Below are 13,008 nucleotides of genomic sequence, written 5' to 3'. Positions count from 1 at the left end.
TGAAAGTCTTCCGAGCGTCTTCAGATGTTGTTCTGCAGGATGGTCCGCAGTTTGCCGAACAGCTCGTCGATATGGTGCTTCTCGATGATCAGCGGCGGCGAGAGTGCGATGATATCGCCGGTAGTGCGGATCAGCAGGCCGCTTTCATAGGCTTTCAGGAATGCGGTGAAGGCGCGCTTGGTCGGCTCGCCGGCAATCGGATCGAGCTCGATCGCGCCGATCAGGCCGGTATTCCTGATGTCGATGACATTGGGGCAGTCCTTCAGCGAATGCAGCGCGTCGGCCCAGTAGTCGGAAAGCTCGGCGGCGCGGGTCAGCAGCCCTTCTTCCTTGTAGGTGTCGAGCGTGGCAAGCGCGGCAGCGGAGGCAATCGGATTGCCGGAGTAGGTGTAGCCGTGGAAGAACTCGATCATGTGCTCCGGGCCGTTCATGAAGGCATCATGGATCTCGGATGTGACGAAGACGGCGCCCATCGGAATGACGCCGTTGGTCAGTCCCTTGGCGGCGGTGATCATGTCGGGCTTGACGTCGTAATATTGCGCGGCAAAGGGGGCGCCGAGGCGGCCGAAGCCGGTGATGACCTCATCGAAGATCAGCAGGATGCCGTGCTTGGTGCAGATCTCGCGCAGCTTCTGCAGGTAGCCTTTCGGCGGGATCAGCACCCCGGTGGAGCCGGCCACCGGCTCGACGATGACGGCGGCGACGGTGGAGGCATCATGCAGGGTGACAATCCGCTCCAGTTCGGTGGCGATATCGCCGCCATGCTCTGGCTCGCCGCGGGTGAAGTTGTTCTTGCCGGGCTGGTGGGTGTGCGGCATGTGGTCGACGCCGGTCAAAAGCGTGCCGAACATCTTGCGGTTGGTGACGATGCCGCCGACGGAGATGCCGCCGAAATTGACGCCGTGATAGCCGCGTTCGCGGCCGATCAGGCGGAAGCGTGAGCCATTGCCTTTGACGCGGTGATAGGCAAGCGCCACCTTGAGTGCGGTCTCGACGGATTCGGATCCGGAATTGGTATAGAGAACGTGATCCAGGCCTTCCGGCGCAATATCGACCAGGCGGTTGGCCAGCTCGAAGGCCTTGGGATGGCCGAGCTGGAAGGCCGGCGCATAGTCGAGTTCGCCGGCCTGTTCGCGGATCGCCTCGGTGATCTTCGGGCGGCAGTGGCCGGCATTGACGCACCAGAGGCCGGCGGTGCCGTCCAGCACCTGACGGCCGTCATGGGTCGTATAATACATGTCCTTGGCGCCGACGAACAAACGCGGTTCCTTCTTGAACTGGCGATTTGCTGTGAACGGCATCCAGAAGGCGCGAAGATCGTTCGGTGCATTGAGGCGATTGGACATGCTGTTCTCCTGGCCGCTGACGGCCCGTTCCCGGGCTTCACGCCCATATTTTGACTGTCCGGTCAAATTATCAGGGCTTCCCAAGGCGTCAACGGGAAAAGTCCCCGAAGCTTGCTTCCGGCAGGAGGCTCAAATTGCTTCGGTCCGCCGCGCCAATAACGGGGGGGAAGGGACGTCAAAATAAAGGTACGACCGGCAAACGTGAAATTTGCCGGTCGTACGAAAGGTTCAGGTGCTGAAATATCGTTGCCGTGCCTCCGGGAACATTCCCTTACGCCACGGCATCGTGCCGACATTCATGTCAGCGCTATCATCACGCCGCGGATCTGCTCCTGCTCGGCACGAGGTAGATGTCTTCGAGCGTCGCCAGGATCTTCATCACCGATTCGGAGGTGCTCGAATAATAGATGGTTTGCGCGTCTCGGCGGGTCTTGACCAGCTTTTGAGCACGCAGCTTCGACAAGTGCTGAGAGAGAGCCGACTGGCTGAGGCCGACCTGCGTTGCAAGTGCGCCGACGGCCACTTCGCCCTTCACCAGGCTACACAGGATCAGCAATCTCTTGGGGTTGGCCATGGCCGACAATAGCGCTGCCGCCACATTCGTGTGCTCGGCCAAATCAGTGGTTTCCATATTGTTATCTTCCTAATGCGAAACGTACATCACGTGTGTTGGCACAGGCCGCCTGTCGCGATTTTCACCCACACCTAAAAACTAGCAACTAGGGTCGAAGATTGTATATACCTAAATTTAAGGTATCGAGTATGCTATTTTAGATATGTTTGAACAAATGTGATCGGCCTCTCCAACGAGGGTTTCGAATTCATATCGCAGCAGAAAATCGCCGGAAATGAGGTCGAAACCTGAGGGATCGATACCACAAATGCGCCAGGAAGCCGATTCCGGCGCGTTTAACCTGCTGGCGAGGGCCTCGGCCACGTCGGGGTGGCGTTCTACTAAATCTCGCACTGCTTCTGCTGCTGCTGCGGCGATCTCCTCATTCGCGGCGGATTGGATGACGAGATCGTTTCCATCGAGTTGGTAAGCGCGGCCGAAGCCGCCATTGAGGCTGGCCAATTCCGGTTTGAGACGGAAGAAGAGGAAATCAGGAAAATCGATATAAAGCTTTGCCTTGGTATGGCGAGCGAGAAAACGCGTGCGGATACGCTCGTAGAACGCGTGGCCGCGCTCGATCGGTTCCGCCAGGCATTGGGTCGTCAGACGGGGGTGGGCGAGAGGATCGCCCTTGCCGGGCTCGCCTGTGAGCAGCGAGGCGCGCGCGTCCCTGGCGAGCGCTCTCGTATGGGCCGACAGCTTCGAAACGAGAATGATAGGGGTGCCGTCAATATCCGTGGCGACGAGCACGCGGCTGGCGAAAGGGAAACCGGTCTCGGGGTCGAGAACGGCAAGCGCCGCGTGCCGCGCAGAGCGCAGCAGCACGCGGGCGAGCCTGCGGGCCTCGTCGTCGGTTTCGCGTATGGGCGAGGGCTGATCCTTCATATCCGCTTTGTGGCAAAGCGGACCGAAAACATCAAGCGTCCTCCTTACGACGATGGCGGGTGAGGCCGGCGACGATATCCTGGGCGGTGATGGTGCCGATAACCGCGCCGTTTTCCACGATGCCGATGCTGCCCGGCTGGCGGGCGAGTACGTCGAGGACATCGACGAGCGGGGTGGCGGCACGGGCCGTCGCGCTGACGCTCATGCCGGCGGCGGTCTGGCCGAGGCCGGGCTGCATCACGTCGGCCGCCGTCAGCATGTTGATCGGATTGAGATGCTGCACGAAATCGGCGACATACTGATCGGCGGGGTTCTTGACGATGTCGTGCGGCGTCCCGCACTGGATGATCCGCCCGCCCTCCATGATGGCGATACGGTTGCCGATGCGGAAGGCCTCGTCGAGATCGTGGCTGACGAAGAGAATGGTCTTCTTCAGCCGCCGCTGGAACTCCAGAAGCTCATCCTGCAGGCGGGTGCGGATCAACGGGTCGAGCGCCGAGAAAGGCTCGTCCATGAGCAGGATCGGGGCGCCGGTGGCAAAGGCGCGGGCAAGCCCGACGCGCTGCTGCATGCCGCCTGAGAGTTCGTTGACCTTGCGATCCGCCCATTTCGTCAGATTGACGAGTTCGAGCTGCTCGCCGATGCGGACTTTGCGTTCAGCCTCCGGCATGCCGGCGAGCTCAAGCCCGAAGCCGACATTCTCCGCGACCGTGCGCCAGGGCAGGAGGGCGAACTGCTGGAACACCATGGAGACGGTATGGGTGCGCAGGTCGCGCAGGGCCTTGGCACTGCATTTGTAAGGGTTGACGGGGCCTGTGTTCGTGGAGACCGAAACGTCGCCGCGCACCACCGGAGCGAGCCCGTTGACAGCGCGCAGCAGCGTCGATTTGCCCGAACCGGAAAGGCCCATCAGCACGAGGATTTCGCCTTCCTCGATGGTCAGCGAGGCATTGGCGACGCCCAGCACCAGGCCGGTCGCAGCACCGATCTCGTCGCGCGTTTTGCCCTGGTCGGCCATGGCAAGGGCGGTTTCCGGCCGGTCGCCGAAGATGATGCTGACATTCTTGAAGTCTATCGCTGTCATGCGCCGTCTCCTTCGTCGCCTGCGCGGAATATGCGGTCGAGAATGATCGCGAGGATGACGATACAGAAACCTGCATCGAAGCCTTTGGCGATGTTGACAGTGTTCAGCGCGCGCACGACAGGCACGCCAAGTCCGGGAGCGCCGACGAGTGCCGCGATGACGACCATCGACAGCGACAGCATGATGGTCTGGGTGAGGCCGGCCATGATCTGCGGCGCGGCGAAGGGGAGCTCAACCTTGCGCAGCACCTGCATCGGCCGCGCCCCGAAGGCGACGGCTGCTTCGACGAGGGATGGCGGCGTCGAGATGATGCCGAGGCGTGTCAGCCGGATGGGGGCAGGGATCGCGAAGATGACGGTCGCGATCAGGCCTGGCACCATGCCGAGGCCGAACAGGATCAGCGCCGGGATCAGATAGACGAATGTCGGGATCGTCTGCATGAGATCGAGCACCGGGCGCATGGCGGCATAGACCCAAGGCCGGCGGGCGGCGGCAATCCCGAGCGGAATGCCGATCACCATACAGACGAAGGTGGCGGCGAGCACGAGGGCGAGCGTCTCCGTCGTCTCCTTCCAATAGTCCTGGTTCACGATGAGCAGCAGCCCAAGACAGGTGAAGGCGGCGATCGCGATCGACCGCCGCAGCCAAAAGGCGATGGCGGTGATGGCAGCGATCACGATCAGCGGGTGCGGCTTCTGCAGGACGAAGAGCAGGCCGTCTATGGCGCTCGACAGCAGGAATGCCAGCTGATTGAAGAACCACTCGCCGTTCGAGGTCAACCAATCCACGAAGGACTTGGCCAAAGGGCCGATGGGAATCTTAAAGTCGGTGATCCAATTCAAGAGCGCGCCTATCCAGAAAAAATCAACAATGGGACAAAAATGAAACGGGGCGGCGAGCCGCCCCGTTCATATCATCAAAGGCCGAGGCCGGTCTTGGCGGCCGCCAGTGCGTCGCCCTTGCCGTCGCGGGTCGTTACGCCGGCGAGCCAGGGCTCGATGGCGGAAGGATTGGCCTTCAGCCATTCGGAAGCCGCAGCTTCCGGCTCTTTGCCGTCATTGAGAATCTTGCCCATGATGTGGTTCTCCATGTCGAGGGAGAACGTCAGGTTCTTCAGCATCTTGCCGATGTTAGGGCATGCGTCGAGGTAACCGGCGCGTACGTTGGTAAAGACCTTGGCGCCGCCGAAGTCGGGGCCGAAGATATCATCGCCGCCGGTGAGATAGGTGAGCTTGAAGTTGGTGTTCATCGGATGGGGTTCCCATCCGAGGAAGACGACGGGCTTACCGGCCTTATCGGCACGGGCGACCTGGGCGAGCATGCCCTGTTCTGAGGATTCGACGACTTCCATATCCTTAAGGCCGAAAGTGTTCTTTTCGATCATGTCCATGACGAGGCGGTTGCCGTCATTGCCGGGCTCGATGCCGTAGATCTTGCCGTCGAGATCGTCCTTATGGGCGGCGATATCCTTGAAGTCCTTGATGCCGAGTTCCGCGCCCTTGGCGTTGGTGGCGAGCGTGTACTTGGCGCCGACGAGGTTAGGGCCGAAGGATTCGACCGACTTGTCGTCGAGATAGGGACGGACGTCCTTTTCCTGCGTCGGCATCCAGTTGCCGAGGAAGATGTCGATGTCCTTGTTCTTCAGCGAGGTATAGGTGACCGGCACCGAGAGAACCTTGACGTCGGTCTGATAGCCGATGCTCTTCAGGACGACGGATGCGGTAGCCGTGGTGGCGGTGATGTCAGTCCAGCCGACATCCGAGAAGTGGACGGTGGAGCAGCTGTCGGGATCGGCGGCGAAAGCGGCTGTCGCAACGGAAAGGGCGGCGACGGCAGTTGCAGTGACAAGTTTGAATGCGCTTGTTGTTTTCATTTTAGACTCCCAGTCTTTAGGTCCCCAAGCCAATCACCAATAGCCCAGTTTGACAAGCGACCTCAGTGTGTTTGCGTCGTATCGACGGGTGCGATTGCGACGTCTGCAGATTTTTCGCTCTGCCCGGTTTTCGAGGCTTTCAGCGGTTTCCGGGCGTCGATTCCTGTGATTATTGCCGCTACGGGGCTTTTCTTTGCCTGTTCGAGCTTTCAATAGACCGTTTAAGGAGAAATCGGATGGCAAAACTCTATTTCAACTACTCGACGATGAACGCCGGCAAGTCGACGATGCTGCTGCAGGCCTCCTATAATTATCAGGAGCGCGGCATGCGCACGGTGCAGCTGATCGCCGCTTTCGACGAGCGCACCGGCCGCGGCGTCATCGGTTCGCGGATCGGGCTGGAGGCGAGCGCCATTCCCTTCGAGCCGGACGAGGACCTGTTCCGGCTGATCGCGACACTGAGCGGAGAAGGGGCGCCGATCGCCTGCGTCTTCGTCGACGAGGCGCATTTCATGACGCCTGTCCATGTCTGGCAGCTTGCCCGGGTCGTCGACAGGCTCGGCATTCCCGTGATGGTCTACGGGCTCAGAACCGATTTCCAGGGCAAGCTGTTTCCGGCTTCGCAGGAACTGCTGGCGATCGCCGATGAAATGCGCGAGGTGCGCACGATCTGTCATTGCGGGCGCAAGGCGACGATGGTGGTGCGGCTCGACGCGGCAGGGAAAGTGCTGCACGAAGGTGCGCAGATCGATGTCGGCGGCAATGAGAAATATGTCTCGCTCTGCCGCAGGCATTGGGATGAAGCGATGAACGGGGCCTGGATCGCCGAGCCGGTCTGAGGTCGGGACGTCGTCGCCCGTTTCTTTGGTGCGGCAAGCGATGTGGCTTTATTTTACGCAATGCCGGACGGAAAACCACTTCGCACTTTTCCCGGAATTGCTCTAGCTTGGCAAGCATGAGATTCCCTGGAGAGCCTGGTGCGCAAACCTCCGCCATTCGATAGCCAATACGAAGCCGCAGGCGGCCTTGCCGACAGGATTGCGGCCGACGGAGCCTATTGCGTGGCCTGCATCCGTGCCTTCAATGGCGACGAAACGCGGTCGGCCGACGAGATCTTTCTCGAACAGAATGGTCGGTTCCAGGCCCATATCGCAGACAATGCGGCGTTGGATGCGTTGCTGGCCGAACTGGTCTTTTCGCTCGACCGGATGACGGCCGAGGTTTCGGCCGATCTCGACAGGTTCCGCGGCCTGACGCTGCGCGAAAAAATGGCCGGCTGGACCTCGCGGCAGCGGATGTGGCGCATGTATACCGAACGCGTGCGCGAGGCGCCGGTGATTGAACGGCTGCTCGACCTTCTGGCGAAATCGGATGCGCTCGCCAGGCTGATCGCCGGCCAGCGCAGCTCGATCGTTGAATGTCACAAGGCAGCCGAACGCGGCCTCGTCGATATCGTCGAGCAACGGCGCCGGCTGGTCGATTCCATCGATATCGCCCGCCTCAAGATGAAGGAGCTCAACGCCAAGGCGCTGACAACCCAGGGCCGGATCGGCGTCTACGGCAACAGGGCGCATTGGGAGCAGATGGAGGCCGAACGGCGGGCGCTGAAGGCGGAAGCCGAGCGGATTTCAGCCGAGGAGCACGAGATGCGCGACGAAAGCCAGCGGCGCGAGCGTTTCATCGGCCTGTTTCAGGCCTTTGTCGATTCGCTGAACGGCCGGATCGCCGCCTGCAACGTGCTGCTGCGCAAGCTGATGATCGACGTCGAGGAGCGGCTGATCATCTACCAGGCGCAGGTCGATACCGACCGGCCGGGCATGAAGATGCGGATCAAGCCGGAACTCTTTCCCGATATCGCCCCGCCGATCAGGCTGTTCGAGAAGGGCATGCTGGTCGCCCAGGATCTGGAGCGGCGCAAGAGCCGCGCCGATCTCGAGGCCGCCCGAAGGTTTCCGGCCTATGCCGAACCGCCGGAAACATCGGGAGCGCCTCTCATCGACACGGCGCGCAGGTCGTTCCGTTTCAGCCTGCCTTTCCCGCGTTCCTGAGCCGCGGGGTGCGGTTCGCGCGCTTTTGCGCGACGAGCGCTTCGGAAAATCGAAGTCCTCGTGTTGTGCTCGGCCCATCCAGCGCATATGTGATGCAAAGGGCCGAAATGTCCTGATGTTCGCCTCGCCTGACAGGAGACGACGATGTTTGACCGGATAGCCGGTTTTTTCAGACTGATCGGCCAAATGATCGGTCGCTGGGCCCGCCTGTTTTCCGCCTGGGCCTTCTGGCCCTTTCTTGCCGCGCATGGCTGGTATCAGCGCCGGAGCTGGATGATCCGGCTGCCGGTTGTCGCATTCGTGGCGCTCTTCGTCGTGCTTTACGGCTATTTCTTCTGGCAGACGCAGGTCTGGACGAATTTCAACACCGCCTTCGTCGACCAGTACCGGCTTTCCGAACGCAAGGTTCCCGCCGGGCAGGAGCTGCCTGCGGCCGAGGGAGCCGGGACGGCGGCCGCCAAGACCTGCCAGCGTTCGGCCATCGTCGACGTTACGGCCGACCTGACCGATTTCAATGTCAACCAGAATGCATGGATATCCTCCATGTTGCTCTACAAGGCGGGCTTCTTCGGCATTGACTGGGATCATACGCCCTTCCTCGATAACAAGGCCTCGTTCCAGCGTGGCATCAACCAGGCGGTCCGCCGGACGTCGGCGGAGCTTGTCGATACGCTCGGGCGCGTGCGCGGCACGTCGGGCATCAACAACGATCTGCAGCGTGCGCGAGGCAATCTGCAGTTCGACGAATACAGCTGGTATTTTGGGCTCAATCCCTTCGGCCCGAAGACGCCGACGCCTTCCTTCTATCGCACGGCAATCGGAGACCTGCGCAAGTTCAACACCGATCTCGCCGCCTGCAATGCCATTTTCGATGGCCGCGCCGACAATCTGATGCAGTTCATCGACCGCATCGCCAACGATCTCGGCAGTACCTCCGACATGCTCGCCGAACGCTCGGAGCACCACAATCGCGGCTGGTTCGATACGCGCGCCGACGACCGGTTCTGGTTCGCCTACGGCCAGCTCTATGCCTATTACGCCATCCTGACCGCTGCGCAGGCGGATTTCTCGCAGGTGGTGCAGGAGCGTAATCTCGGCGCGATCTGGAGCGGCACGACGCGGCAGTTCCAGGCAGCACTGCGCATTCAGCCGGCGATCATCTCGAACGGGCGCGAAGATGGGTGGATCATGCCGAGTCACCTCGCCACCATGGGCTTCTATATTCTCAGAGTGCGTTCGAACCTGGTGGAAATCCGCTCGGTGCTCGATCGCTGAGCATTACCGAATTAGCGGGGTATCATATTGTCCTCGAAGCCGACGACGCGCAGCTTCTCGACGAACTCGTAAGGGATGCCGACGATGCTGCCGCCGCTTTCATCATCACGAAAGCGGCCGACGCTGCGTACCAGTTTGTAGCCGCCAAGCCGGTTGTCGATGCGGTAGACGAAATGGAAGCCGAGGCCGTGAAGGCTCGCCTCTTCGAAGGTCTGGGCGATCAGGCTGCGATCTTCCTCGTGGATGCGCGACATCAGTTCCGTCAGGTTGACGGGGCCGTTGCCATAAGGGAGGTCGAAGATCGTGTGTACATCCTCGCTTGCGAAGAAATGTCCTGTTTCGATGTCGATGCGCCAGACGCCGAAAGGCGATGGGCGGCAAACATCTGGACGATCTCCGCATCGGTGATGCCGATGTGGGCGCGGGGCTGCTCTGCCTTGTCAGTGACGGGCTGTTCGAAGCGAAAAGACACGATACCCCAGATCACGGGACGACGTGCCGACTCTCAGTTGATCAGCTTCAATCGAATTGCCTTCGCGACCAACTGGGTACGGTTGACGCAATCAAGTTTTTTGATCGCGTTCGTCATATAGGCGTTCACCGTATGGTCCGAGAGGGTCAGAATCTGGCCGATTTCGATCGAGGTCTTGCCCTGGGCGGTCCAGCGCACAACTTCCAGCTCTCGGATCGATAGCGCGTTATGCGTGCATTCCTCATTGCGCTTCACTGCATTATACGCATCGAGTGCATGCAGGATGATCATTGCCAGTTCATTGACTTCGCTCTGGCCAAGTGCGGCGCGCTCGCCGCAGAACCAGAAGACCAAGCGCTGACCGTCGGCAGTAATGGTCGGCATGGCAACGCCTGCCGGTATGGCGTGGCGCAGCATCAAGGCACGCAATTCAGCCGGGAAGGCCTGACCATTGACGGCGTCGTTGAGGTGCCAAACCGGCGGGACTGCGGACTCCCTTAGTCGCAGGCCAAATGGACAGCCGCGCATCATATGGGCGCGGTCGAACTCTCTGATATAGGCGGTCGGAAGCGACGTTTCGATCAGCAGGGGCCTCAGCAGGAGGTCTTCGGGAGAAGGGGCGTGCATCAGCGTCGCATGCGACAATCCGAAGGCTGCCGAGACCCTGCCTAGCGCCTGTGCAAACAGACTGCGCGTTCGTGCAACAGCAAGCTCTGCCGAAAGCAATGACTGTCTTTCAGAGGTGGTCATGTAAGACATTCGTACGCCCCCGGCAGCCTAATGTTACCGCTATCAAATACGGAAAACCCTTGGGATGCTAGTCCCAATTGCCTTCAGGCAAGCCGATTGACCCAAATTGTGAAGAATTAGTCACAATTGCGCGCGCCTCGGTTGAGCTATCACTGATACTAGTAGCGTTTTGGTATCGGTAACATTGTATGCGAGTGGATAACCGTGAATTCTCTCGGACCAGATAGAAAGAGAATCACTTCGGGAAAGAGGCTGGGCGACACGGCCATCGAAATGCGACTGCTGCGGTTCAGTGCAATTGCTAAGCCTGCTGCCATGTATAAATGAGGCGATTTAATCGTGCGCTTTGCAATTTTTGTTTTTATGAAGCATCTGTTTTCTCTGATATTACTTGCCTTATTTTTTCTGAGCTTGCCGATCGGGGCCGCGACCTCGCAGGCCGCCGAGCAGAAGAACCAGACGGGGCAGCCCCCGATGCGTTTCATCATTGTACGCAGCCTCCTCTGCATGGAAGACTGTCCTGAATGGATCTCGGCAGAGGGGCGGATAACCTCCGATACTCCCGCCCAGCTCAGAAAAGTTCTGAAGAAAATCGGAGACCGGAAACTGCCCGTCGTCTTCCAGTCGGAAGGTGGCGAGGTGGATGCTGCCTATGCGATGGGCCGGATGATCCGCAAGGCAGGCCTGGAAACAGCCGTCGGGGGCACCCGACTGAAGGACTGCCCGGCGGATGATGCGCTTTGCGCCGCGGCTATCGCAAAGGATGGCAGCTCGGCCGGCGTCACCTATTCGGATGGTGCATACTGTTTTTCCGCATGTCCCCTGGCCTTCGCCGGCGGCACCTCGCGCGTCTCGTCGCAATGGGCCTTCATCGGCGTGCACCAGATCACGACCGTCTACAATAAGGTGCGGATTTCCTATCGTATCGAATACAAGATCGTGAACGGCAAGAAGCAGGAAATTTCCCGTAAGGAAGTTGGACGCAAGGCGGTGGGGCAGAGCAGTTCCACCAAGCTCGGCAAGAAGGCTACCGCTGCCCTGACGACCTATTTGAAGGAGATGGGCGTCAGCGGCGATCTGATCGCTTTGATGATGAGCACGGCTCCGGATCGTATCACGATCGTACCGCCCGCGGATGCACTTCGCATGGGGCTGAACACCGACATGCTGGCTTACAATGAGTGGCCCGGCATGCCGCTCTGCATGCCGGGTGCAGCCGCCGATGCCGTCTGCCACAGCCGTTCGGCGGTCGATGCGCTCGCGCGGGCTGCAGCCGCAAGCGACAAACTGCCGACACCCCATTCGATGGACTTTCTCCTGATGTATCATGGCAATTGCCAGGAGGAGTGCACGCAGTGGATTTCTGCGGAGGGAGACATCGCGCCCGATACACCGGCTCGGCTGAAGGCGATTTTGAAGACACTCGGCGACAGAAAGCTGCCGATCGTCCTTCAGTCCAATGGCGGGGACATGGATGCGGCTTTCGCAATGGGGCGCATGATCCGTGCTGCCGGTCTGGAGACCTCGGTTGGCAGAACGCGGTTGCCGAACTGCCCGACGCTGAACCCGCGTTGCAAGGCGAGCATGGCCAAAAGCGGACCGACCGGAGGAGAGGTCTCTGCGGGCGGCGCATACTGCCTTTCGACATGTACTCTCGTCTTGATGAGCGGAACGCCGCGGATTATCGGATATTCCGATATCGGCTTTGCGAGACCCACGGCGGCTGAAGCTACGAAATTCTTCGCCTATGTCGACGAGATGGGCGTCAATACCGAGTCTTTCAAGACGATGATGCTCGCGACCCCGATCGAGCGAAAGGATATTCCTCGAGCTCAGGCGCTCGAGCTCGGCATCGTCAATGGCATCATCCCTTATGGCGATGAGCCCGGCGATCGCCTGTGTGGACCCGATGCCAAGGAAAGTCTTCAATGCCCCGGAAAAGCTGCGGCAGAGATCGTTCCTGCTACGGCCTCGAATTGATGCGGAAGAGAACGCCTTAAAAGGCGATTTTCCCACACACTGACGGAACGGCCAGTTCGTCGTGCCTTTATCCCTTGTCCTTCAAATCATTCTTCGACGTCGCGCTCATCAGCTTCTCCAGGAAGCCGAGCATGACGGCGGAGGCGACGAAGGCGAGGTGCATGAGCGTCAGCCACATGATCTTGCCGTCCTCGTATTTGTCGGCATTGAGAAAGACCTGGAGCAGGTGGATGGAGGAGATGGCGACGATCGAGGAGGCGACCTTGATCTTCAGGCTGCCTGAATCGAGCTTGCCGAGAAAGGAGACTTCGTTGTCGGCTTCACTGGCCTCGTCGAAGCGGCTGACGAAATTCTCGTAACCCGAGATCATCACCATGACGATCAGGCTTGCGACAAGGGCCGCATCGATCAGGCTGAGCATGGCAAGGATCATCTCCGCCTCATCGAGGGCAAAGACGCCGGAGGCGATCTTCAGGAGCTTGTAGCCGAAGGAAACGGCATAGACGGCGAGCGCCAGTACCAAGCCTATATAGAAGGCGACGAGGATCCAGCGGCTCGACAGGATGATGCGCTCGATGATCAATTCCAGTGCTTTCATGTCTTCATCCTGTCAAACCGCGATCGTTGCCCGCCACATAGCCGTCCAGCGGGGCGGCCGCAAGGCGAGCACTATTCACAGCTT

13 protein-coding genes and 1 pseudogene are annotated in these 13,008 nt (G+C 60.1%); 4 read left to right on the top strand and 10 right to left on the bottom strand.

Going from position 1 to position 13,008, the window contains the following annotated elements:
- Nucleotides 1–20 precede the first annotated feature (20 nt).
- The 6 genes from GGD57_RS10810 to GGD57_RS10785 form a co-directional block, all read right to left on the bottom strand.
- Nucleotides 21–1,346 (bottom strand): aspartate aminotransferase family protein, encoded by a 1,326-nt coding sequence (locus GGD57_RS10810; protein ID WP_097620219.1) that lies wholly within the window; start codon nt 1,344–1,346, stop codon nt 21–23.
- A gap of 313 nt (nt 1,347–1,659) precedes the next feature.
- Nucleotides 1,660–1,977, bottom strand: coding sequence for an ArsR/SmtB family transcription factor (locus GGD57_RS10805; protein ID WP_184469519.1), 318 nt, complete (start codon nt 1,975–1,977; stop codon nt 1,660–1,662).
- Nucleotides 1,978–2,094: 117 nt separating this feature from the next.
- Nucleotides 2,095–2,844, bottom strand: a complete 750-nt coding sequence (locus GGD57_RS10800) for a HugZ family protein (RefSeq protein WP_184469517.1) — start codon at nt 2,842–2,844, stop codon at nt 2,095–2,097.
- 31 nt (nt 2,845–2,875) lie between these two features.
- On the bottom strand, nt 2,876–3,928 hold the full coding sequence (choV, locus tag GGD57_RS10795) for a choline ABC transporter ATP-binding protein (protein WP_184469515.1): 1,053 nt from the start codon (nt 3,926–3,928) through the stop codon (nt 2,876–2,878).
- The gene (gene choW / locus GGD57_RS10790; RefSeq protein WP_085737978.1) at nt 3,925–4,770 is read right to left on the bottom strand and encodes a choline ABC transporter permease subunit; all 846 of its coding nucleotides are present in this window, start codon (nt 4,768–4,770) and stop codon (nt 3,925–3,927) included. The genes choV and choW overlap by 4 nt, the downstream gene beginning before the upstream one ends.
- Before the next feature lie 74 nt (nt 4,771–4,844).
- Nucleotides 4,845–5,801, bottom strand: coding sequence for a choline ABC transporter substrate-binding protein (locus GGD57_RS10785; RefSeq protein WP_184469513.1), 957 nt, complete (start codon nt 5,799–5,801; stop codon nt 4,845–4,847).
- 236 nt (nt 5,802–6,037) lie between these two features.
- Between GGD57_RS10785 and GGD57_RS10780 the strand changes: the two genes are divergently transcribed.
- The 3 genes from GGD57_RS10780 (at nt 6,038) to GGD57_RS10770 (ending at nt 9,124) form a co-directional block, all read left to right on the top strand.
- Nucleotides 6,038–6,640: a thymidine kinase gene (locus tag GGD57_RS10780; RefSeq protein WP_184469511.1), complete on the top strand. Its 603-nt coding sequence runs from the start codon at nt 6,038–6,040 to the stop codon at nt 6,638–6,640.
- Nucleotides 6,641–6,778: 138 nt separating this feature from the next.
- A complete protein-coding gene (locus GGD57_RS10775) occupies nt 6,779–7,849 on the top strand; it encodes a hypothetical protein (RefSeq protein WP_184469509.1) in 1,071 nt (356 codons plus the stop codon).
- Nucleotides 7,850–7,993: 144 nt separating this feature from the next.
- Nucleotides 7,994–9,124 (top strand): DUF2333 family protein, encoded by a 1,131-nt coding sequence (locus GGD57_RS10770; protein ID WP_184469507.1) that lies wholly within the window; start codon nt 7,994–7,996, stop codon nt 9,122–9,124.
- A gap of 11 nt (nt 9,125–9,135) precedes the next feature.
- Here GGD57_RS10770 and GGD57_RS10765 read toward each other — a convergent pair.
- From GGD57_RS10765 to GGD57_RS29135, 3 genes and pseudogenes are all read right to left on the bottom strand, one after another.
- Nucleotides 9,136–9,596, bottom strand: a pseudogene (locus GGD57_RS10765) (PAS domain-containing protein).
- Nucleotides 9,597–9,629: 33 nt separating this feature from the next.
- A complete protein-coding gene (locus GGD57_RS10760; RefSeq protein ID WP_184469505.1) occupies nt 9,630–10,355 on the bottom strand; it encodes a helix-turn-helix transcriptional regulator in 726 nt (241 codons plus the stop codon).
- A 149-nt stretch (nt 10,356–10,504) separates the two neighbouring features.
- Nucleotides 10,505–10,834, bottom strand: a complete 330-nt coding sequence (locus tag GGD57_RS29135; protein ID WP_246713593.1) for a hypothetical protein — start codon at nt 10,832–10,834, stop codon at nt 10,505–10,507.
- Between GGD57_RS29135 and GGD57_RS10755 the strand changes: the two genes are divergently transcribed.
- Nucleotides 10,821–12,326, top strand: a complete 1,506-nt coding sequence (locus GGD57_RS10755; RefSeq protein WP_246713592.1) for a hypothetical protein — start codon at nt 10,821–10,823, stop codon at nt 12,324–12,326. The genes GGD57_RS29135 and GGD57_RS10755 overlap by 14 nt on opposite strands.
- Nucleotides 12,327–12,393: 67 nt before the next feature.
- Here GGD57_RS10755 and GGD57_RS10750 read toward each other — a convergent pair whose 3' ends face one another.
- Nucleotides 12,394–12,924 carry a TIGR00645 family protein gene (locus GGD57_RS10750; protein WP_184469501.1) on the bottom strand — a complete coding sequence of 177 codons (531 nt, stop codon included), beginning with the start codon at nt 12,922–12,924 and terminating at the stop codon, nt 12,394–12,396.
- Nucleotides 12,925–13,008: the final 84 nt, after the last annotated feature.

It is taken from the genome of Rhizobium esperanzae, assembly GCF_014197615.1.
Taxonomy (GTDB): Bacteria; Pseudomonadota; Alphaproteobacteria; order Rhizobiales; family Rhizobiaceae; genus Rhizobium; species Rhizobium esperanzae_A.
This window is presented reverse-complemented; position numbering and strand designations above follow the sequence as displayed.